Here is a 21,721-nt window from a genome sequence, read left to right on the forward strand (position 1 = left end):
AACTAGGCGCTCAACATCCTATAGCACTACGTCCGATTCTCGGCCGACGCGGTCATTGGGACAGTTTAGGAACTACGTCTGGTAGGTGGCGGATTGCCGACGTTAGGCTTTACCAGGATGCCCGGGGCGTCCTCACATCGTGTTTCCCCTTGGTCGCGGTGTGGTGCCGAGACTTGACTCGGGGGGATCGCTACAATGATGCTTCCGCAATCGCTGGTAAGGACATGACGTTGGCTATTCTCGCCAAATTATTCGTGCAGCGGGTATGCCTTTGAGCGAGGATTTGGGCGCGCCGGACACTGCACGAGACAATGCATCGGCGCCGGCAGAGGGCGAGCGCCGGGCGATGCGCGGCTATATGGGTCAATACGCAAGGGCCGCCGCGGCGATCTACGCGGAACTGGAACGAGGCCAATTGCAGTGGATCGGCGTTGCAGACCGTAGCGCGGGCATCGCGGATGATCTGGTGCTGGGATTCGATGGACTGGTGGTAGGTCACCAGTTCAAGACGTCCAGGTTTCCGGGCACGTTCACGGTCGAAACGCTCTTCACCGGGGCCAAGGGGCTGCTCAATCCACTGGTGAATGCTTGGCGCAGCATGCGCGCGGCAGACCCGGGCTATCAAGTTGAGATCCGCCTTGTCATCAACGACTATCCGTCCATAAGAGACAACCCTGGCGGCGCTGCCCCCGCACACAGCGCTGCATTTCTAGACGAGTTCGAGCGGTTCCGCGATCGCTCGCTTGCAGACTGGCGGGCTAGCAATTGGGGCGGTCTGATCGAAACTCTGCGGAAAGCGTCCGGCCTGGACGACGACGATTTAGAGTTGTTCTTGCACGCATTGCGCGTGCTGCACGGCGCCGCGGCTGACTTCGTGCAGTTTCACAAGCTCACTGCCGACCAAGCACGCTTGGCTGCTGAGATCGCCCAGGTGCTGCCGAAGCTGGTCACCGACGTCCGGGATAAGGATCGATGGTCCCGCGAGGAACTATTGCACGAGCTGGGGTGGAAGGATCCGGCCAAGACGCGCCATGTCCATCGATTCCCCGTCGGAGCCTATGTTCAGCGTAACCGCGATACCGAACTGTCCCTGCTTCAAGCGCTCCGCGCAGTGGATCAGGGGTACGTGGCGTTGGTCGGTCCCCCCGGCTCGGGCAAGTCGACCTTGCTGCAGATCGCGCTTGCTGCCGAACCCGATATCCGGCTCGTGCGCTATCTGGCGTTCGTACCGGGTGCCGCGCAAGGGGTGGGTCGCGGAGAAGCGGATGACTTTCTAGAGGACGTCGCCGCGCAAATGCGCAGCGGGGGCCTGCTGGGTCTGCGCCTACGGGACAATTCCCAACATGAGAGGCGCGAGCAGTTCGGCGTGCTCCTGACGCAAGCCGGCGATCGCTACGAACGTGATCGCGTACGGACGATTATCGTTGTCGATGGACTCGATCATGTACCGCGCGAGGAGCTGCCGACGCACTCGCTACTCGCTGAACTGCCGCTCCCCTCCGCAGTGCCCAAGGGCGTCACGTTCGTGCTCGGCACCCAGCGGCTCGATCTCGCGGAGTTGATGCCGGCGGTGCGTGAGCAGGCTGCGCAATCCGGCCGGCAGGTGATGATGCGTCCGCTTGCGCGTGAGGCGGTGGCGCAAATGGCGGACCTGCTCGGTCTTGACCCGACAATCTCGCGCACGCGCCTGAATGAACTCAGCCACGGGCATCCTCTGGCGACCCGCTACCTGATCCAGGCGCTTCTGCGGGCGGACCAGGCCGCGCGCGCCATCTTGCTCGCAGGTGGAATGGCGTTCGACGGAGACATCGAGTCGGTGTATGCATCGGCTTGGCGGGAGATCGCCGACGATCCAGATGCCATGCACGTGCTTGGCTTCATCTCGCGAGCCGAAGCACCTATGCCGCTGACGCTCCTCGCTACGATAGTGGAGGAACGGGCGATCGAGCGCGCGCTCATAACGGCGCGCCACCTGCTCAAGGAAACGCCGCACGGCTGGACCGTTTTCCACAACAGTTTTCGTTTGTTCGTGCTCTCCAAGCCGCGCATGCACCTCGGAAGCGTGGATTTCGAGTACCCGCAGCGCGTGTACCGCGACCTCGCGCAGTTGGTACGCCATGCACCCGCGGACTCGCCGCAGCGGTGGCTGGAGCTGCGCTATCGCGCGCGCGCCGGCGACCGGGACGATGTTCTGGCGCTCGCTACGCCTCAACGCTTTAGACAGCAACTCGCCGAGGGGCGTGCAGTGTCCGACATTGACTCGGACATCCGCTTGGCACTGCTCGCGGCACGCTCGACGCTCGACGGCACCATCGTCACGCGGCTGCTGTTATGCCGCGACGAGGTGGCCCGGCGAACGACCGCCCTGGAGTACGCCGATCAGCTGCCGCTCGCGATGCTGGCTGCAGGCGATATCGACGCCGCGTATGCCTTCGTCCAGGACTTCCCGAACAGAGGCTACGAGGTCGTGGACGCGCTCTTGGAGCGGGATGAGTTCGACCGCGCGAAAGACCTCTTCGAGCACCTCGAGCCACTGTCGCAGCTGCACACGTCCCGGTACCAGAACTACGGGGAGCAGCACAATCTCCAGGAGTTCGAGAAGTGGGCGGGACGCGTCTTTCATTTCCGCGATTTCGAGCAGATTCGGCAGTCCATAGACCACCTCGCGTTGGAAGGGATGGAGCGGTCCGCTGGTGAGTCATCCGAGGAGAGGATCGCCTCGGTGCGCGAGCGCCTAAGTCTAGTGGTGGCCGAGGACTTCCTCAGCCAGCAGCCTAATGCGGACGCTCGTACGGTGATTGACCAGCTCGGCATTGACCAGGGTGAGCTCCCCGCATTGATGGTACGCGCCGGAATGGCGACCCAGGACCGGGGCCAGAACTCAGATGCGCTAGCGTTATTCGTCGCGGCAATGGACTTGCCAGGGTTTGACAGGATTCCCAATGTCTGGCGCCGCCGAATCGCACTGTTCGCGGTGACCACCGGACGAGAGGAGTTGGCCGAAGCTCTGTTCGACAAGCTTGCCGCACCAGCGATTTCGATGGGGGACGATGAAATCCAAATCGCGGAGGCGGGCAGTCTGGCGCGCGCAGTCCTCGAGCACGCTCAGTTGTGCACGATGCTCGCAAAGTCGCTGCCAACCGTGGCGCCCTCCAAGCACGCGATCTTGCGACCGCTGCAGTCTCATGCCACCCAGGTTGGCGTGCTAGTTGGTCACGCACTGACGGACCCATCGTCCATCGCAGCGGGAAGCGTTCAGGCGGCCAGCTGTTCGGCTATGGGGTACCTGCTTCGACTCAGCCCGAGTGGTGGCGGCGACTTCCACTTGACGCATCAGGCAATGACGGCTGCGCCGGTGCTGGCGCGGTCCCTGCTCCAGGTCGGCGCCCTGTGCGGGGAGGCGGAATATCGCGCCGTGCTGCGCGAGATCGACGAGGCGGTCTCAACCTCGACGGTGAGAGGCACGATGCCGCTCCGGCGCGAAATCGCAGTCGCCGCTTATCGAAACGATGGCGACCGCGCAGCTGCCGCGGCGCGCCTCGAGCCCATGGTCGGCGAGCTTGTGGAGAACACCCCGAGCGAGCAGCTCGACGCCCTCGCAGATCTGGCAATCGCCTTCGCCACCATCGGCGACATCGAGCGGGCGCGACGCCTGCTCGATACGGTACCGGATCATTGTCTCGGCTACGCGCTCGCTGCGCGCAAGGATCCCCAGTACGCCATATGGCGGGACATCCTGGTCCTCGCCAATGCTGCGGATCCGGCGCAGCGAGGTAAGAGAGTCTCGCAACTCATGCGACAGGTCGAAGGCATGAAAGATACCGAGGGCGCCTCCGCGGCCCATCGCTTGACCATGGTGCTCATTGATGAGGCGATGCAGATCAGCGCGCGCAACGGGTCCGATGTGGCACAGGCGCTGGCGGACTGGGACCTGATCGCGTGGCCTAACCGGGTCGATGCCCTGATGATCGGAATGTTGCGTCGCCGCCCGGAGTTGTTGTTTGCGTGTGTCGCTACGTGGTGTCGGTTGTGCCTGCCCTTCTATCTGGAGCCGCATTATCGGAATCCCATGCACGTCGGCGATTTCATCGACGTCGCCGCTGATGTGGCGGGGGCGGGGTTGATCGCCGACCTGGTGCCGATCCTGCAGAGCGCAATCGAGGTGGACAGTCGCGCGCACGAACGCCTCACCCTGCTCAAGCGCCTGCAGGGGGCGGCGGCGAGGCACGGGTACGCGGATCGCCAACTGGAGCGCGCGATCAGCCGCTGGTCGTCGGAAGCGCTGCCGCCGCGTCGCTCCTACACGCCGCAAAAGTATGACGATGCGGCTACCCTGGACGAGCTGCAGCGTGCGTTCGAAGCTGAGGGCGCGAAGCTGGACTACAACGCTCCCCACCGATTCTCTGAACTCGCCGAATCGGCTCCCTTGGAGCAGGTGCGGCAAATGTATGAGCGTTGGGACAGTTTGCAGTCCGACGTACGCTGCCGTTTCATGATCGTCGAGCGTCTCATCCAGGCCGACGAGAAGGCCTACGCCCGGAAGCTGGTTGATGAGTACGAGGCCGGCGACGACGAGCGGGGCTCTTGGAGCCAGTGGATGGGCGGAGGCAAGTTCCGTTACTTTCATGCGCGCAAACTTCTCGACGGCGTGGCGGTGCATCGTGCCGCTTATGAGAACTTCGTGGATTCGATCGCCGCCGGACAGGAGAACACGCTAAGCCTGCTTGCGGAGATAGATTCCATCTTGCCGGTGATCTGCGCTGCACCGGATTGGCCGGCGATCTGGTCGTTGCTGGCTGAGCAAATGGCGTCGACGCGCGAGCACCAGCTTGGAGCGTCGTTCGAGGTAAGCCAGGCGCCGCTGAACGACGAGGAGCTTCTTGCGGACTTGCTCCACTTTGCGCTGCGATTGCCGGTCGCTGTTGTCCAACAGCACGCTCGCCACTGCGCCTTGCAGTTGGCAAATCAGGTCGCGGGCGGCCAGGCGGTATTCGAGCTTGTCATTCGACGGCTCCTCGCCGGCGGCTTGGACGAGCCGCTGCAGGCGTTGCAGCTTCTCCTTCTACTCGACCATGATCATTTCGCCCCGTCCCTGGGCGCCGCACTCGCTGACCTCGTCAACCACAGGGACGTTACTGTAGCGGAGGCAGCGGGGCTTCTGGCGCGACGCTGGGGGATCGCGGTCTCCGTAGCCCCACAGCCGCTGCCTCTGTTGTACCAGCTGGAACTCGGTAGCTCGGTGGAGGTGGACGACGGACTACGGGACGCGGCCACAGGCGCTATGCGGGTGGAAGACTCCATGAGCTGGACGCAATGGCTTCGGCCGGTTGCCCAAGTGCTCGCTGAGGCGGCAGGAAGCGACGAAGCGAACATCCGGCACCGCGCCGCCATGTTCATTCAGGAATGGGGCGGCCTCGAGGCTTTCGGACAGCCTGCAATCAAAAGGCTTGAAGCCCAGTTACGTGGTCTCCAAATGCAGATCACCTACGTCAAGCCTCACGCACGGATTGCCGCACTTGCACTTCGTCATGTCGCTGGCGAGTTGCGCCGTGCGGACCTGCTAGCCCGCCGGAACATGCCGGAGATTCTGGAGCGATTAGGCGCGCCGCTGCCACCCCTGCCGCTCATGCGCGCTCAGGTTCGTCCTCAGGGAATCAGTCGGCCGCTCGTGGCGCGGGACGCTCACTGGAGGGAAGGCGAGAAGCTCTGGACCGAGCAGGTCGATAATGACGTTGCGAGTTGGTCAACCGGCGGCGGTGAGCAGGTCGTGGCGGAGATCACCCGATTCAAGGTCGTTGAAGCAAGACGGTCGGAGTATCGGCTTCAGCGCATCCGCGCCCCTCGCCTTCAAGGCGACGGCGATGAGTTTTGGGATTGGTACAAGGAATTACCCGCCGCTGTCTGGATGGGACGAATCGTGCCGCTGGACGCCGAACCAGCACCAACGCTCGTCAGGCGTCTTGTCAACTCGTTGGGCATGGACGCACCGGATTATCAGATAATCCTCTGCCCGAATTTGCTACGCCGGCTTCGGTGGCAAGCGCACGACCGGGATCCCTCCATCCACGTCGACACCAGCGGGGCCATCGTTGCGAGAGTGACGTGGTGGCGCGATGCGGGGCCGGTCGATATCGAAGACGATGCCGTCTGGGGGGAAGGGGTCTATGTCGTGCTAACAGCAGATGGATTGCGTCAGTTCATGGCCCTTCATGGAGATTTCCAAATTCACGTGTTCGCCAGGCGCCAGGTGACCATGCATCGCGAAGATGGCTCGCAGTTCGTCAAGACGGCTCGGTACAGCTATTCGAGCTAACGCCCTCCCGACGGTGTAGATTTGCGTAGGAGGCTCGAAATCATGCGGCGACGCGCTATTGACGGCACGTTACCGTCAATGTCCCGAGGACTCTCGCCAATATCCCCCTCCACCTCTAAATTGGGTCTGCGCAGCTCTAATGTACCCAGAACCGGTTCCGTTCGTGAAAACCGAACCTTTGGCGCGCCAGCGAAGCTGTGTTGGCCAGCGCGAGGGGATAGGCGATAGCGTCTCCACATGCACAAGTGCCTCCTGATGCACTTCAGCATCGAAACGCTCTACAACTCTATATCGCTTATGGATTCCGTCAGATCCATCTAGCACTGCATAGTGGGCGCGATGTCGACTACTGAGCCTGCGACCCTGGATAGTGCGGTATGAAGCTAGAACCCATTCATTGTCGTTCCAATCGCGGAAGTAGATGTTCGCGAATGCATTTAGAAGCTGCTGCTCGTTGAATGCCTCAATATCAGCGTCATTCCGCGTCTCAGTCCACCCCTTTTCATGTCGGACACTGTACATATCTCCGTCATAAGCGACGCACAGAACGCGAGGGCTCAAAGGAAGAAATACCGTTGTTCCGCAAGCCATCAATCCTGGAGCCTTATGCCGCGCGCGGGCATCCTCCTTGTGCCAGCGGTTTGCGACGATGGCGGGGTCATCCGAAGTCACGAATGGCCTCTTAGTCTTATTCCTCACCAAGCAGACTTTCAAATCATCTAAGACGTGCATTTCGTCAGCAAATACCCGCATTGCCGTTTGTACCGCCTCTTTGATCGACGGTTTCAGGTCAGGTAAAGGCGCTCCAATGGACTGTTCCATTCCAGCAAACATCTCTACCGAACGCCTAGAGGCGGCCTCGGTTCTCAAGTGCTGGAAGAGCATAAAAGTTTTCAGGATGGCTTTATCGCTCTCGGTGAGTACGTACCGAGGGCCATGAATCCGCTCTAACGCCGAGGCATAGCCACCTTCAACCGCACGAATTGCAGTCTCGAGAAGATCGTCTTGACCATAGAAATAGTCGCCTGAGCATTGGTTCTTGACCGGCGCTGCCGGTATCGCACGCTGCCGGTCCAGGTTCAGAAGGTGGATTGCCTGATTTTCACCGTTATTGGTGAACGCCTTCAAATAGCAGCGTGGAACAAAATGCTGGTTTTTGTTAGTCGCCATGAGTTCAGCATATCATTGCGAGTCAGTAGCCGCGCAGGCCCCGAATTCGCGTTTCTTATGATGGAGCGGGTGAGACCGATCCGAATGGTTAAGTAACCTAGTGAGCAATGTCGTTATGATGCAAACTGAGCCGACGGATGCAGAGACTGAGCTACCCCTAACGCGCTTCATCTCGATTTCGGTGGACGTAGCGGGATCAACAAGCATTAAAGAGCAACTCTGCGCGTTTTTGGCTAGGCACGGCCGGGATATCGGGGTCGCCTATCAAGACTTTGCGCATCAGCTTCTTGCGACGGAACGTCAATTCATCGACCTTCTCTGCGCAACCAAGAAAGCCGCGGTACACAACGGCGCGGAATGCGTGTTCGAAGTGGAGCGGCTCTTTCTGATCAAAACGATCGGTGATGAGTGGTGGTATTCCTATTCGCTGGATGGCCTTGACGACTTTGCTGTAGGTCAACATGCCCGCCACCTCTTTGATGCGCTGCTGGCATTCCTCTCGAAACAACCGGCATCCGCCTTCCTTTCAGACACGCCGGCAGATCATCCCGATGGGCTGGACGAGTTCAAGGAGGTGCTCCGACTCGAACTTCCTCTAAAGATCACCTGCGACCTCGTTCATGGTTTTGATCTTGTGCGAGGCCGAGAGGCCCTCATCTCCTCGATTGTCGCCAGATGCTGCGGAGATATTGTTCACGTCGGTGATGATCAGTACATGCGCATGATGGGTAACCTTGGTGCCATTCCCATGATCGCCGATAAAACGGCTGGCAAGATCATCTCGGTCGTGCGCTCCGATTTCGTCGGGATGGAGGTCGACCGATTCTTCCGATTGGCAGGATACTCTCAGAAGGGCCGTGTGCTGGTTGGTCAGCAATTGTTCGAAGTGCTCGACTTAATGGATGCGCCGGCAGCAGACGTGACGTTGCGCGACGCATGGAAGTGCGTTTCTCTTCGTAACAAGATTCCTGGCGGAGGATTTGTTACGATGCGGTCGGATATCTTTGTGTCCTTACATGAGTACGCGTTGCGAAACCTGCGCGAGCCCTATATGGGTGCGCTGTGTACAGATCGATGTACAGCGTCGGGCGACCCGGTTTGGCGAAGCTGCCAAGATTCCCCGACCATGGTGGCCGACTGACCTGACGAACGACGGCAATACGCGCTGTTGCTGCCGCTGGATTAGCAACTCCCCAACGACCGTTTTGGCCGAGCTCCGGTCATTGGCCGCGATCACGATGACGGACAGCAGCTCGGCCAAAGCGGCCGGTGGGCTCTCAAGTGACCTTAGACCGCTCACGCCCCTGAGCGGTCTGTGGGTTTTCTGGAAAGCGGGCACTCAGAAACCTTCAAACTATCCATGACGGTTCCCTCTATGCGTGGCGTTGAGAGAACGATAGCCCCGTCCGATTGCATTAAAGAGACCGGCCAAGGCAGCCCGGCGGAGTCTATTCGACGCGGCTGGCCAGCAAGTTTGGTTGGGGCAAGAACTTTTCCGCGAACGCGTTGAATGGAATCTCGACGGACTCCCAAGTCCCTTCGCCCCGGTTGGTGGGGACGTGAGGATCGACCTCCGCCTTGGAAAGGGCCGCGAGGCTCGGAACCGGCCGGCTGATGTCCCACAAGTGGAACGCGTGGATGTCGTTTAACACGGCTCGATCCCATTCGTTTGCCGTGAGGTGAAATCCGCCGCCAATCCCGACGGTGGTCGCTTTCACCTCGATCGAAAGCAGGCGCGCGTCGCCGGGACCGGCCACGGACAGGACGTCGTATCCGTCCTCGTTGCTCTCGACGGAAATCCACTTCGGCTCGCGGCCCGTGCGTTCCCTTTCATGCGCAATGGTCAGGCGTTCACCGGCCCTGCCGATCCCGGTCAGCCGCGCCCCCTTCTGGCCCCGCGCTCGCGCGGCCATCTCGTCCCAAAACGCGACGACCTCGTCGCTTATCCCGTAGGCGAGGCCGGCCTCGACGAACACTTGGGCGATGTCGGAGCCCGCGAATGCGAGCACTCGGGCACGCCCGAAGGTCGCATTCTGTATCCAAGAGGGCCGAACCGTGTCGATATAGTCAAGCAACGCGCGGCGCAGCCTCGGCTCGTAGCCGCGCAGATCGACGAGTCTCGCGCCGCCGGGCGTCAGGACGACGGTCCCGTCCTCGCTGGCTCGAAGCCAGTCGAGCGTCTGCGCCGTATCGACGACCCTGGCCGCCGGCATGCCACCGAGCCTAGCGAACTCGATCGAGATTTGTCCGAATTGCAGCGCCCGACGTCCCGCCATTTCCAGCAGGTCGAAGCATCCCTGCGCGAGCCCCGGGGAAAACGCGATCATCGACGAACCCCGGCGAAATCCCGCAGCAGGACGTCGATGTCCTCTCGTGCAAGCCCGGTGCTGTATTCGTCAGCGTCCTCAATGTCGGTCGGGTCAAGGGCGATCGGATCCGGTTTGAGCGACGAGTCTTCGAGGGCCTCGGCCATCTGGCCGATCTTGTATCCGAGACGCTCGCGGACCGTCTCGTCGACACTGTCCATGCATTCGACAATTTCGATCGTGGTGTCCTGGTCTGGCGGCAGGCCGAAGCGATGGATGCGGTCCTCCGATTGCAGGTAGTGAGCAGCATTGAAGGTCCGGTCGAGATACAGGGCATGGTGGCAGACGCGATGAAGGCTCACGCCCTCGCCGGCTGCTGCCGGATTCGCCACCATCACGCGCGTATTCGGGTCGTCATGGAATAGTTTGATCTTGCCCTCGCGGGTCTCATCGTCCTCCTCGTCGCCGGCGTCGACGCCGCCGTGGATGAACACGGCACCGAGATCGGACAGTCGCGCCGAGATGTATTCGACGTTACGCACGAACGAGGACCAAACGAGAACCTTGCGGCCCTCGCGGGCGAGGGCCCTAGCCCTCTTCAGGACATATTTGAGCTTGGGCCCATCACCCTCCGCCAACACCGCAGCGAGCAGGTCGGGATGGGCGAAGCCAATCTCCGAGGAGAGCAGGGACGGATTTGAGACGAACTGCAACAACCGTGCGACAGAGCGCCCAAGGGACCGAAAAGCCTGCCGGCTCGGGATGCTCAACGCTGTGGCCGCCTCTCGGGCGACCTCGAACTTCATCAGCTTATAGAGTTCTGCCTGCATCGGCGCCATAGACAGGCGGGCCATCTGTCGCGTTACCGGCGGCAGGCCAAGTTCCGCCTTGTTCGTGCGCACATACACGGGGCGGATGAGTTCGACAACATTGTCGGCGGTCGCGGGTATCTCCGGGTAAAGGAACTGGAATTGCGGGACGAGATCCTCCGTCGACTGCGGCATCGGAGTTCCGGACATAATGAGTTTGCCGACCGGAAGGTGGGAGAGGTTCAGCGCGGCACGGGCCGTCATCTTCCCAGAGCCGCTCTTGATCCGGTGGCTCTCGTCTAAAAAAACATGGACCCTGCGCCGAGCGCAATGGGCCGCGAGAAGATCGGGGACCCGCGCAAGTTGCTGGTAGGAGATAAGCATGAAGCGGGGCTCGTCGTCCAAGGCGCGCGCGATCTTGTCCCTACCTCCACGCAACCGGACAAAGACGTCATCGACACCCGGCATGCAGTCAGCGATCTGTTCGTCCCACGCGGCAAATGCGTTCTTCGGGGCCACGACGAGAAGATCCTCCTCGGGGCGAGCCCTGTAAAAGAAGCACGCGAGGGCCTCGGTGGTCTTGCCAGCCCCGGGGACGGAGAATGTCGCCGCGGCTGGCAGCGCGGCGATCCTGCCGACATTGCGCGCTTGCTCTGGGGAGAGTTCCCGGCCGAACCCGATTTCTCGCAGACGGGCGCGAAGATCGCCCTCGGGGACCGCGAGGGCGTTCTTGGCTGCCTCATGAGAATCGACGGCCCGCCTGGACTGGCGTAGCAGGGCCGAGGCAGCGTCCGAAACGACGATATCCCTGCCGGGGGCCAAGCCGTAGCCACCAAAGATTTGGAACAGGTGGGGACGCAAGGCCGCGAAGCCCCACCACGGCAACGAAATACGCCACGCGTCCTCCTGCGAGGCGTCCTCCGATCGGTCGAATACGAGGCGCCGTAGCGCGTCGAGCCAATCGGCGCGCTCGTCGTCAGCGTCCCATGAAAGGCACGCCCGCCGATCGGATTCCCGATAGTCAATCCTTAGCATGCTCATCCAAGTACGCGCGGATGCGCCCGACCTGGCCGGTGATCGCATCCAACTGCCTTGCCACGCCAGCGCGTTTCGACTCCGGGCGCAGGCCCTCCTTCACCGCGGCAGCCAGTTGCGCGTGGGCCTTGGTGCAGCAGTCCAGCAGGTAGCCGGCGTTCTTCGAGTCCTTTTTGAGTTGCCGTTGGCTCTCGATTTCCTCGACGATGATCCTGCGGGCCTTGTCCGAATTCTCAGGCTTCTGGATTTCCTTTGCGAGGGGAATCTTGTCTTCCTCACCACTCGGCTGCCCGCCCCCGAACAAGTCGCCCAGCGACTCCGGGATATCGCCCGCTGCGACCGGAAACTCGTCGCCGAGTTTCTCCACTATGGAGTCGAGATATTGCTGCATGTAGTTGATCGCGTCGTGGAGGCTGTCGCCGACCTCCCCGGGATTGTCCAGCAGGGCGAACGCCGCGTGCTTGAACAGTTCCTGCGAACCGACGCCGGAAATCTTCTGGCGCGAAGTCACGATTCGACGGAACGCCAGTTCGTCCCCGGATACAGAAGACCACATGTCTGCCTTGGCGCGCGAGCGCAAATACTCGTCCGCGTAGGAGCGCATGTCGAACAACTGCTGAACGTCGGATTCCTTCATCCCGTATAGGTCGGCGAGTTCCTTGTTGGAGAATCCGTCGCGTTTCTGCTTGTCGAGCAGCATGTTCGCCTGTGCATCCCAGCTGTAATCGGCCTTGATGTCCTTCTGGATTTGGAGCATCGCCTCGATCCGGTCGATCTCCCTCTCGTCGCAATGGGGGAGCATCGCGACGTCGATGTGGCGGTAGTGGCCGTATTTGTCTGGATCTTGGTGATACAACTCCCGCCAGCAGGACAGACGACGGTTCCCGTTGACGACGAACCCGCGCTCATCGAGGAGGATCGGGTCGATCTGCCTGTTGTCCGTATCCTCGAAGTATTTCTGCAAGTCCTGCTGCCGGGCCACTAGGAGGAGCAGAGTGTGCTGGACCTCCTGCGCGTCCCAAAGCTCCGCATCGCCAGAGAACAGGTCGTGGCGAACCTTGGGATTCTTCGCTAGATACTCGGCTTGGAGAGAGGCGGTCCGGCCGTTCGCCATCCGGTATTTCGGCAGTTCTATCGGAACCCTGACTATGCCGATGTCCGTGTTCCTCCCCTGGAACGGAACGCGGTGCGTCGCATTGGGTGGGACGGAATACAGTTGGCGCAGTTCCTCGCAGCGCCTGTTCTGCTGCCATCCGAACCGGGTGGTGGCGGGGGGGGGCGTCGACGAATCGGTCATGGTCACTCCAACGAAAACACGAGGGTAGGAACGGAATAGGCAAGTTTGAAGATTTCAAGCTCGCGCACCAAGCGATGAGCATTGGCAATGTTGTCGCCGAGCGTCTTCGCAACAGGACGGGAGGGGACGACCACGATCGCTGCCTTGATCGCCTTGTTCAGATACATGGTTTGCAGTTTGAGCAGGTCCGCATACATGCGCCCCATGTTGCCAGTCTGCAAGCAGAGTCCGATTTCGTCCTTGGTCGAGGTGACGGTCATCTTCGAGTTCTTGGAGAGTTGAACCTCGGCAGGCCACCCGGACTCCTGGATTCCCTTGAGGAAGGCATCGCGCACCTTGGTCGTAGCCCCTTTAGCCGGCTTGACCCCGACGGCGGTAATTGCCGCGGCGACCTCCCGTTGGACGACCTCCGGGACGGCATCAGATCCGCCCTCGTGGCTGTATGTGATGTGCTTCATTTCAGATCGTCCTTCGCCCACGCCTCCGGGGCCAGCGATAATTTGCTGCGTGTGTGGTCGTAGATCGGTTTGTCGTGGGGACGAAATTTGGCGTTCCCGTCCAGCGCGTCTTGCAAACGGGACAGTCCGGTTTTCGCGTACGCATCACCGATCTCACAGCCGACGAAACGACGGCCGTGGAGGGCGGCGGCGACGCCGGACGAGGCGACGCCAGCGAACGGGTCGAACACCAGCGCACTGGGCTCGGACAGCGAAAGGACGAGCCGTTCGATCAGACCGACGGGAAACTGGCAGGGGTGGTCGGTCTTCTCGACATGGTTGCTCTTGACGTTCGGGATACTCCAAACGTCCTCCGGGTTGACGCTCCAAACGTCCTCGGGGTTCTTGCCCATCGGGTTGCCCGACGGCTGGCCGGCGTTTGGCCCCTTGAAGTGCTTCTTGCCCGGATACTTCGCCGGCACGCGGACGGCGTCGAGGTGGAAGACGTAGTCGTCGCTCTTCGTATACCACATCACGGTCTCATAGCGCCCCGAGAAGCGGCGCTTGTTGTGCAAGCCGTGGCCGAAGTGCCAGATGATCCGGTTGCGCAGCTGGAGGCCGTGCTTCTTGAAGATCGGCGCGAACTCGATGTCAAGCGGGGCAATCTGCCCGTTGTCGACGAAGTTGCCAACCTGCCAGCAAAGGCTACCCGTGTCCTTCAAGCGCGGGATCATCAGGTCGATGATCCGCTCCTGCCATTCGAGATACTTTTCGAGAGCCTTCTTGTTCTCGTACGACTTGCCGATGTTGTAGGGGGGCGACGAGACGATTAGGTCGAAGATCGGCTCGCTCGGCAAGGCGGCGAGGAACTTCTCGACGTCGCCGTTCCAGATCGCGAAGCCCGGAAGAGTCGTCGGCAAGCCCTTCTTCCGGGGGCGCAGCATCACGGCCTTTTCCGCTTTGTCCGACTTCCCATCGACGGCGGGAACAACTGCGTTCTTGTCCTTCGTCGTTGATCGGCTTGGGTTTCCACTCGCTGGGGCCGACTTGAACGCACCCCCCCGTCCTTATTGGTTGATCTTGACACGAGCACCGCGGCCCCCTTTCTTCGTCGCTAGCGGCATCTCGACCTCGTGGCGCTTGTAATAGTCAGAAACCAAGCATTCGAGAGCGTTGACCATGCTGCGGTTTTCGCGCTCCGCGATGCCCTTCAATGCGAGCTTGGTTCCGGGGGAGACGCGCAGGTTCAGCGTTTCCGTCTTCAATTCCTTGGTCATTCCGTCTCCCCGGTAATGCGCAGCATTTGTCTGTGCAATTGCTTAATCGCGTAGCATACCATTTGCTGCGACCTCCGGCCGACCGAATCACGCGATGTTCTGAAACATGTGACATTCCGGAATGATTTCCACCTCAGCTACCGCTACGCTGCGATTGGGAACTTGCGAAGTAGCGTATCGAGTGACTGCTGCGTTGGGGCATACGCGACTGTCTCTTGATCGCTGTGAGCGGAAGTCCCCCACCGCCCAACAGCCGTCATCGGAACGATCGGATCACTCAAGTTTCCTCCGTATGGCTTACGTGTGCATGTCGGTCTCTGCTGACCCTTGGACGCCACCACGTGCTTTGGCGGTGTACCGGCTAGAAGGCAAGCGTGACGACGCTTGGTGTGCGTTCGACCAGACCAGTCGCGACATTGACCAGCAAAAGGACGAATTACCGGGAAGATAGGGCTCCGACTGGAACAACACGTCGAGCGCGACGCGCTTTTTGTGCTGCGCTGGACGCTCCAATGAGCCAAAATACGCATTTTGCCGCGAAGACATGTACGCGGGATGGACGCATAGCGGATTCGGGAGTGCCCATGATTACGTCGTTGCAGTTGAAAGACTGGAAAAGCTTCGAACAGGCCACGCTGCATGTCGACCCTGTGACGGTGCTGATTGGCGCCAACGCCAGCGGTAAGTCGAATGCCCTCGATGCCCTATCGTTCCTGAACCGCATTGCAAATGGCGCGATGTTGACCGCGGCGCTTCAGGGCGATACCGGCTTGCCAGCCCTGCGCGGTGGCACGGAATGGGCAGCGCGCAAGCCGGGCAATATGTTCTTGCTGCATGCGACTATCCGCGCCGAGGATACGACCGACTACGAGTACACCGTCGAATGCCGGGTCAGCGACAACCGTTGCGACCTCGTCGCCGAACAGCTTACCCGCGTCAAGTACCGGATCGACAAGCACAACGTGCGCAAGTCTGAGGTTGGGCGCATCAAGCTCTACCGTACCGATGCTTGCGGCAACGATTCGCCGACCATCGTTGCCCGTCTGTACAACGAGAAGCAGGGCACGCCGCGCCAGCTTGGCCGCGGTCACGCGGTGCTGTTCCAACTTGTCGGCCAGAAGCTGCGCCAGGAAATCCAAGATGGCGTAGCTGCTGTGGCCAACGCCCTGCGCGGCATCTTCATCCTTGACCCGATTCCCTCGCACATGCGCGGCTATTCGTCGTTGTCCGACAAGCTCGAACCCGACGCCCGCAATATTGCCGGCGTAATCGCTGCACTGCCGAAGGAAAAGAAGAAGGAAATCGAAACCACGCTGACGCGCTACGCGAGCCGATTGCCGGAGCGCGACATTCGTCGCGTCTATGCCGAGACTGTCGGCAAATTCAAGACCGACGCCATGCTCTACTGCGAGGAACACTGGCGCGATGTCGGTGAGCCGCCAACCGTAGATGCGCGCGGCATGTCAGATGGAACGCTGCGCTTCCTCGCGATCCTAACCGCGCTGCTGACGCGGCCGGCCGGTAGCCTGTTGGTGGTTGAGGAAGTCGATAACGGTCTGCATCCATCGCGAGCGAGGCTGATGTTGGAAATGCTCAGGGGTGTCGGCGGCAAGCGCGGTGTCGATGTGCTGGTGACAACCCACAACCCCGCATTGCTTGATGCGATGGGCATGGCGATGGTGCCTTTCATTGCAGTCGCGCACCGCGACCCGGCGAGCGGGTTTTCCGTCTTGACGCTCCTAGAGGAAATCGCTCAGTTGCCCAAGCTTCTGGCCCAAGGGCCGGTAGGCAGGATTTCGAGCCAGGGCATGATCGAAGACACGCTGGAAAAGCAGGCAGCCGAGGCGCATTCGTGAGCCGGAAGGTTTTGATCCTCGACACGTCCGTGCTTTGCTGTTGGCTGCAGGTTCCCGGCAAGGAAACCGCGGGGCCAGCCGACGACCTTTGGGATCATGCGCGCATTGCACAATTGCTCGCCGAGGAGCGACAGAACGGCAGTACTTTCGTACTGCCGATGGCGACGCTGATCGAAACCGGCAACCACATAGCCCAAGCACGGGCACACCGTTTCAAGTGCGCAAATGCACTCGCTGCGCATTTGCGCGATGCCGCAAACGCCAGCACGCCTTGGGCAGCATTCACTGATCAATCACCGTTGTGGGAAGCTGCCAATCTGCGTACTCTCGCAGGGACGTGGCCCAAAATGGCTAGGGGTGGCATGTCCATCGGCGATGCGACGATAAAAGACGTAGCCGAATACTACGCGCAGGGCGGTATTTCGGTAGAAATCCTGACCGGCGATGCCGGCCTCAAAGCCTACGAACCGGCTAGGCCCGTGCAGATCCCGCGCCGCCGCCGTTAGCGGCACCGGCATAGAAATTCCATTCGGATACTTCCATGAACGACGAGCCCGAAAAGCTCGACTGTGCTTCCCTCGACATTGCCGACGAGCGACGGCTCCACTCAGAAATCAGCCGTAGTCCAGTTGAAGCTGGGAATGACAGCAGCGAGTCGGGATCCGCCGGTGGTGAATGCCGCATTCTGAGCGGCGGCTTTGAGAGCATTATCAGTGGCGGTTTTCACCAGAATATGCAGCTGTAGCTTCATCCGAGCTTCCGCGCGAGCTTCTCGGCCTGCAGATGCGTATAGCGCTTGAGCATTTGCAAGGTCTTGTGGCCGCTGACCGCAGCCATTTCCAACACGGAAAAATCCCCTCGTTCCGCCAAGCGGGACAATGCCTCATGCCTCAGATCGTGCCAGGTGAAGTCGGATATCTTGGCGCGTTCCAAAGCGCGCCGGTAAGAGCTCCAGAGCGTCGGGGCGGCAATCGGTATGACGCGGCCACCGATCGCGCGCGGCAGCGCCTCCAAGGTCGCCATCGCGGTACTCGACAACGGCACGGCGCGCGGTTCCTGGTTCTTGATCTTGTCTGGATCGAGCAGCATGGCGAGGCGGCGTTGCTTGTCGATATGTTGCCACTCCAACTGCAGCAGTTCGCCCCGCCGCATCGCCGTCTCGACAGCGAGCGCCAGGGCAGGGGCCAGCCAAGGATTTCCGCTGGCCTTGCACTCGGCTTCGAGGCGAGCCCATTCATCGGCGGTCAAGCGGCGGTTGCGAGACCGCGATCCCTTGGGTATGCGGATCTGCCGTACCGGGTTCCCGGCCGGAAGCGGTATGCCGAACTCTTTTTGCCCGACATCCAGCACCTTCGACAGCAGATCGAGCTCGCCCTTGACCGTTGCTGACGAGATGCGCGGCGCGGATTTGGCGTCCTTATAGGCTTTGCATGGGTCGCGGAGCCGATCATCTCGATACTTTGCGAGCACCTGCGGGGTGATGGCCACCAGGGAATAATCGCCCAGGCGAGCACGCAAGGCGGTGAGCTTGCTTTGCCAGCCGCCAGCTCGATAATGATACGGAGCGAAGTCTTTTTCGAAGGCCGTGGCCAAGTCCTTGAACGTGGTGCCTTCGGCCCGCGCGGCAGAGATAAAACCGCCTCGATCCATTTCGGATTCGATTTTCCGAGCCCATGTGCGGGCGTCCAGCTGCAAGGGAAAGGTGCGGGACTGCGATGGATGGCCCTTGCGACGGATGACGGCCTGCCAGCGGCCGGTTTTGAGTTGAGTGATCGTTGCCATTGAACTTCTCCCGAGAGGTGCACTGTCGTGAAAATGCAACCGTAGGGGTTTTCAATTAACCGCGTATGGCTGAAAACCCGCATGGTTGGCGCGTTTCTCGGGCAAAATTGCACGGGCTGCTAAGGGCGCATCTGGGCAAAACCTGGATCGAGGGTTCGAATCCCTCCTTCTCCGCCAGCTATTCCAGCCCAGATCGCGCCGGCGCAATGTCGGCAGCAGCGCCAGTTTCGCTGCGCATTTCCGATGCTTTGAGGTGATCGTGCATACCGACAACCTGTCCGACTGGATGCACGACCACGTCTTCGACGCCGGCAGCCATGCGGCCGAACGCGGCACGCGTATGGTGATGTGGATCACCGCGGCGATGATGGTTGTCGAGATCGTCGCCGGCTGGTGGTTCAATTCGATGGCGCTGCTGGCCGACGGCTGGCACATGAGTTCGCATGCACTGGCCATCGGGCTCAGCGCCTTCGCCTACGCGGCGGCGCGGAAATACGCCCGCGACCCGCGCTTCGCCTTCGGCACCTGGAAGATCGAGATTCTTGGCGGCTTCGCCAGCGCCATCTTCCTGCTCGGCGTGGCGGTGCTGATGATCGTCGGTTCGGTCGAGCGCATCCTCGCGCCGGCGCCGATCCATTATTTCGAGGCGATCGTCGTCGCCTGCCTCGGCCTGGTCGTCAATGTTGTCTGCGCGCTGATCCTCGGCCGGGCGCATGACCATCATCACCATGGCGACGAACACGGCCACCATCATGACCATCACGACGACCTCAACCTGCGCTCGGCCTATCTTCACGTCATCGCCGACGCGGCGACCTCGGTGCTGGCGATCGTTGCCCTGGCCGGCGGCTGGATCTACGGCTGGAGCTGGCTCGATCCGCTGATGGGCATCGTCGGCGCGATCCTCGTCGCCAACTGGGCGCGGGGCCTGCTGGCCGAGACCGGCAAGGTACTGCTCGATCGCGAGATGGACCATCCGGTGGTCGCGGAAATCCGCGAGGTCGTGGAAACGGGTCCGGAAGCCGGGGGCACGCGCATCACCGACCTGCATGTCTGGCGCGTCGGCAAGGGCGCCTATTCCTGCGCCCTCAGCGTGCTCACCCACGACCCCGCGCTGACGCCGGCACGCATCCGCGAGCTGCTCGCCGTGCATGAGGAGATCGTGCACACCACCATCGAGATACAGCTCTGCCCCGAAGCGGCGATCGGCGGGGCGAATCCCGCGTGACGCCGTCCCGCTTCGCACCCCTTGGCGCCCTGATGCTGCTCGCCGCCTGTGCGCCGATGGCGCCGCAGGGGCCCACCGTGCCGGTCAGCTGGCAGCCCTCACCGAATTTCGACGAACGGCGGCCGAACTTCGTCATCCTGCACCAGACCACCAACGACGATGCCGAGCGCGCGCTGCGCACGCTGACCGACCCGCTGAAGAAGGTCAGCGCCCATTATCTCGTCGGCCGCGACGGCGCCATCGCGCAGCTGGTCGACGAACGCGCCCGTGCCTGGCACGCCGGCGAATCGTGGTGGGGCGGGATGAGCGACCTCAACTCCGCCTCCATCGGCATCGAACTCGACAACAACGGCGAGGAGCACTTCGCCTCGGCGCAGATCGCGGCGCTGCTGTCCCTGCTCGCGGATATCAAGGCGCGCTATCGGATCCCCGACGCCAACTTCCTCGGCCACGGAGATGTCGCGCCGCGCCGCAAGGTCGATCCGAGCCGGCACTTCCCGTGGCGGCACCTGGCCGAAAATGGCTTCGGCATCTGGTGTGACGCCCCGCCGCCCGCCCCGCCGGGGTTTGATGCGAGTCTCGCATTGCAGACGCTGGGCTACAGCCCGGCCGATGGCGACGCGGCGGCGCGGGCCTTCCGCCGCCACTGGGCCGGGGACGAAGCGACGGCCGAACTCACCGACGCGGACAAGGCCATGCTGTACTGTCTGGTCAAGCGGAAGGCGGGCGGCTGAAGATCGGCGGAATCCGCAATCTGCCACGGGATTCTTGCGGTCGAACAGGTGCCGTCATTCATCGATTTCGAACGGCGACACTCGCGAGACATTGGCCATCTCTGACGGAACGACCCACCGGTCGAATTCCTCCGCAGTGGTGTAGCCGAGCGCAAGCGCCGCCTGCTTCAGAGTCGAGTTCTCGCGGTCGGCCCTCCGTGCAATTTCCGCCGCCTTGTCGTATCCGATGTGAGGGACGAGCGCCGTCACCAGCATCAGTGACCGATCCATGTGTTCGGCAAGCCGCTCACGGTTGGCCGCGATGCCGCGTATGCAGTACGCCTCGAAGCAGGTCATGCCATCGGCAAGCAGACGAACGCTTTGCAGAAAGTTGTGGGCGACGAGCGGCTTGTAGACATTGAGTTCGAAGTTCCCCGAGGCGCCGCCGATGCCAATGGCGACGTCATTGGCCAGCACCTGGCAGCACGCCATGGTCAGCGCTTCGCACTGGGTCGGATTGACCTTGCCCGGCATCATCGAACTGCCCGGCTCGTTTTCCGGGATGGCGATTTCGCCCAGGCCGGATCGCGGACCGGAGGCAAGCCAGCGTATGTCGTTGGCAATCTTCATCAGGGCAACGGCCAATACCTTCAGGCCACCGTGGGCGGCCACCATGCCGTCATGGCTGGCCAGGGCAGCGAACTTGTTGGCGGCGCCATGAAACGGCAGGCCGCTGTAGCGGGCGATCTCGTCGGCTGCGCGGGCGCCGAACTGCGGATGGGTGTTCAGTCCCGTACCCACCGCCGTACCTCCGATCGCCAGCGGATGGAGCGAAGGCAGGCTGGCGTCGATGACCGACCGGGCATGGTCGAGTTGTGCGACATAGCCGGAAAACTCCTGCCCCAGTGTCATGGGGGTGGCATCCTGCAAATGGGTGCGGCCGATTTTCAGGATATCCGCAAAGGCGTCGGCCTTCTCCTGCAAGGTCGCACGCAGGCGATCCAGGGCCGGCAGCACGGTTCGGACGATGCCGGAGGCGGCCGCCAGATGCATGGCCGTCGGAAAGACATCGTTCGACGATTGACCGAGATTCACGTCGTCGTTGGGATGAACGAGCCGACCCTCGCCCACGTCGCCCCCGAGTAGCTGGGATGCGCGATTGGCGAGCACTTCGTTCATGTTCATGTGCGTCTGGGTGCCCGAACCCGTCTGCCAGACGGAAAGGGGAAACTCGTCGGCATGGCGGCCGGCTATCACTTCCTCGGCTGCGGCCTCGATGGCGGTTGCCTTGTCGGGCGACAACAAACCAAGGCTGCGATTGGCAAGGGCGCCGGCGCGTTTGACTACCGCCAGCGCCAGGATCAGCTCGGCCGGCATGCGTTCGCCGGAAATGGCGAAGTGGTCGAGTGAACGCTGCGTTTGCGCTCCCCAGAGCCGTTCCGCCGGAACCTCGATTGCGCCGAATGAATCCCTTTCCCTGCGCATTGCCCTCATGGCC

At 61.7% G+C, this 21,721-nt stretch carries 16 protein-coding genes; 7 read left to right on the forward strand and 9 right to left on the reverse strand.

Annotation, left to right across the window (positions count from 1 at the left end):
* Positions 1 to 271: 271 nt before the first annotated feature.
* Positions 272 to 6,313: an ATP-binding protein gene (locus tag EJE94_RS09095; protein WP_207855862.1), complete on the forward strand. Its 6,042-nt coding sequence runs from the start codon at positions 272 to 274 to the stop codon at positions 6,311 to 6,313.
* Between the two features lie 75 nt (positions 6,314 to 6,388).
* Here the strand turns inward: EJE94_RS09095 and EJE94_RS09100 are convergent, their stop codons facing one another.
* Complete coding sequence (locus EJE94_RS09100) at positions 6,389 to 7,483, reverse strand: DUF4238 domain-containing protein (protein WP_121240790.1); 1,095 nt, start codon at positions 7,481 to 7,483, stop codon at positions 6,389 to 6,391.
* 115 nt (positions 7,484 to 7,598) lie between these two features.
* Here EJE94_RS09100 and EJE94_RS09105 point away from each other — a divergent pair, with 115 nt between their 5' ends.
* The gene (locus EJE94_RS09105) at positions 7,599 to 8,624 is read left to right on the forward strand and encodes a hypothetical protein (protein WP_121240792.1); all 1,026 of its coding nucleotides are present in this window, start codon (positions 7,599 to 7,601) and stop codon (positions 8,622 to 8,624) included.
* 307 nt (positions 8,625 to 8,931) lie between these two features.
* On the opposite strand, the gene EJE94_RS09110 is transcribed toward EJE94_RS09105, so the two are convergent.
* The 6 genes from EJE94_RS09110 to EJE94_RS09135 form a co-directional block, all read right to left on the reverse strand.
* Entirely contained in the window at positions 8,932 to 9,810 is an 879-nt protein-coding gene (locus EJE94_RS09110; RefSeq protein WP_121240794.1) for a protein NO VEIN domain-containing protein, read from the reverse strand.
* Positions 9,807 to 11,633: an SNF2-related protein gene (locus EJE94_RS09115; protein WP_121242190.1), complete on the reverse strand. Its 1,827-nt coding sequence runs from the start codon at positions 11,631 to 11,633 to the stop codon at positions 9,807 to 9,809. Before EJE94_RS09115 ends, EJE94_RS09110 begins: the two co-directional genes overlap by 4 nt.
* Entirely contained in the window at positions 11,620 to 12,930 is a 1,311-nt protein-coding gene (locus EJE94_RS09120) for a hypothetical protein (protein WP_121240796.1), read from the reverse strand. The genes EJE94_RS09115 and EJE94_RS09120 overlap by 14 nt, the downstream gene beginning before the upstream one ends.
* A 2-nt stretch (positions 12,931 to 12,932) precedes the next feature.
* Positions 12,933 to 13,388, reverse strand: a complete 456-nt coding sequence (locus tag EJE94_RS09125; RefSeq protein ID WP_121240798.1) for a BglII/BstYI family type II restriction endonuclease — start codon at positions 13,386 to 13,388, stop codon at positions 12,933 to 12,935.
* Positions 13,385 to 14,311 (reverse strand): DNA-methyltransferase, encoded by a 927-nt coding sequence (locus EJE94_RS09130; protein WP_121240800.1) that lies wholly within the window; start codon positions 14,309 to 14,311, stop codon positions 13,385 to 13,387. Before EJE94_RS09130 ends, EJE94_RS09125 begins: the two co-directional genes overlap by 4 nt.
* Positions 14,312 to 14,434: 123 nt before the next feature.
* Positions 14,435 to 14,644, reverse strand: a complete 210-nt coding sequence (locus tag EJE94_RS09135; protein ID WP_121240802.1) for a hypothetical protein — start codon at positions 14,642 to 14,644, stop codon at positions 14,435 to 14,437.
* Positions 14,645 to 15,228: 584 nt separating this feature from the next.
* On the opposite strand from EJE94_RS09135, the gene EJE94_RS09140 reads away from it, so the two are divergent.
* The 3 genes from EJE94_RS09140 to EJE94_RS09150 are packed head-to-tail and all read left to right on the forward strand — an operon-like array spanning position 15,229 to position 17,245.
* Positions 15,229 to 16,500, forward strand: coding sequence for an AAA family ATPase (locus EJE94_RS09140; protein ID WP_121240804.1), 1,272 nt, complete (start codon positions 15,229 to 15,231; stop codon positions 16,498 to 16,500).
* On the forward strand, positions 16,497 to 17,006 hold the full coding sequence (locus EJE94_RS09145; RefSeq protein ID WP_121240806.1) for a hypothetical protein: 510 nt from the start codon (positions 16,497 to 16,499) through the stop codon (positions 17,004 to 17,006). The genes EJE94_RS09140 and EJE94_RS09145 overlap by 4 nt, the downstream gene beginning before the upstream one ends.
* Positions 17,007 to 17,041: 35 nt before the next feature.
* The gene (locus EJE94_RS09150; RefSeq protein ID WP_121240808.1) at positions 17,042 to 17,245 is read left to right on the forward strand and encodes a hypothetical protein; all 204 of its coding nucleotides are present in this window, start codon (positions 17,042 to 17,044) and stop codon (positions 17,243 to 17,245) included.
* A 2-nt stretch (positions 17,246 to 17,247) separates the two neighbouring features.
* On the opposite strand, the gene EJE94_RS09155 is transcribed toward EJE94_RS09150, so the two are convergent.
* Positions 17,248 to 18,282, reverse strand: coding sequence for a site-specific integrase (locus EJE94_RS09155; RefSeq protein WP_121240810.1), 1,035 nt, complete (start codon positions 18,280 to 18,282; stop codon positions 17,248 to 17,250).
* Between the two features lie 259 nt (positions 18,283 to 18,541).
* On the opposite strand from EJE94_RS09155, the gene dmeF reads away from it, so the two are divergent.
* Both dmeF and EJE94_RS09165 read left to right on the forward strand, forming a co-directional pair.
* Positions 18,542 to 19,510: a CDF family Co(II)/Ni(II) efflux transporter DmeF gene (gene dmeF / locus EJE94_RS09160; protein ID WP_121242191.1), complete on the forward strand. Its 969-nt coding sequence runs from the start codon at positions 18,542 to 18,544 to the stop codon at positions 19,508 to 19,510.
* Positions 19,507 to 20,244 carry an N-acetylmuramoyl-L-alanine amidase gene (locus tag EJE94_RS09165; protein WP_207855865.1) on the forward strand — a complete coding sequence of 246 codons (738 nt, stop codon included), beginning with the start codon at positions 19,507 to 19,509 and terminating at the stop codon, positions 20,242 to 20,244. Before dmeF ends, EJE94_RS09165 begins: the two co-directional genes overlap by 4 nt.
* A 54-nt stretch (positions 20,245 to 20,298) precedes the next feature.
* Here the strand turns inward: EJE94_RS09165 and fumC are convergent, their stop codons facing one another.
* Entirely contained in the window at positions 20,299 to 21,717 is a 1,419-nt protein-coding gene (gene fumC, locus EJE94_RS09170; RefSeq protein ID WP_121240814.1) for a class II fumarate hydratase, read from the reverse strand.
* Positions 21,718 to 21,721 lie beyond the last annotated feature (4 nt).

Origin of the sequence: Sulfurisoma sediminicola (assembly GCF_003865015.1) — a bacterium.
Lineage (GTDB): Bacteria > Pseudomonadota > Gammaproteobacteria > Burkholderiales > Rhodocyclaceae > Sulfurisoma > Sulfurisoma sediminicola.

Bases quoted from the DNA above. Each gene is read 5' to 3' on its own strand.
- EJE94_RS09100 (WP_121240790.1), bottom strand. From the start codon at position 7,483: ATGGCGACTAACAAAAACCAGCATTTTGTTCCACGCTGCTATTTGAAG.
- EJE94_RS09110 (WP_121240794.1), bottom strand. From the start codon at position 9,810: ATGATCGCGTTTTCCCCGGGGCTCGCGCAGGGATGCTTCGACCTGCTG.
- EJE94_RS09150 (WP_121240808.1), top strand. From the start codon at position 17,042: ATGAACGACGAGCCCGAAAAGCTCGACTGTGCTTCCCTCGACATTGCC.
- EJE94_RS09135 (WP_121240802.1), bottom strand. From the start codon at position 14,644: ATGACCAAGGAATTGAAGACGGAAACGCTGAACCTGCGCGTCTCCCCC.
- EJE94_RS09125 (WP_121240798.1), bottom strand. From the start codon at position 13,388: ATGAAGCACATCACATACAGCCACGAGGGCGGATCTGATGCCGTCCCG.
- EJE94_RS09115 (WP_121242190.1), bottom strand. From the start codon at position 11,633: ATGCTAAGGATTGACTATCGGGAATCCGATCGGCGGGCGTGCCTTTCA.
- fumC (WP_121240814.1), bottom strand. From the start codon at position 21,717: ATGAGGGCAATGCGCAGGGAAAGGGATTCATTCGGCGCAATCGAGGTT.
- EJE94_RS09120 (WP_121240796.1), bottom strand. From the start codon at position 12,930: ATGACCGATTCGTCGACGCCCCCCCCCGCCACCACCCGGTTCGGATGG.
- EJE94_RS09130 (WP_121240800.1), bottom strand. From the start codon at position 14,311: ATGCTGCGCCCCCGGAAGAAGGGCTTGCCGACGACTCTTCCGGGCTTC.
- EJE94_RS09140 (WP_121240804.1), top strand. From the start codon at position 15,229: ATGATTACGTCGTTGCAGTTGAAAGACTGGAAAAGCTTCGAACAGGCC.
- EJE94_RS09155 (WP_121240810.1), bottom strand. From the start codon at position 18,282: ATGGCAACGATCACTCAACTCAAAACCGGCCGCTGGCAGGCCGTCATC.
- EJE94_RS09105 (WP_121240792.1), top strand. From the start codon at position 7,599: ATGATGCAAACTGAGCCGACGGATGCAGAGACTGAGCTACCCCTAACG.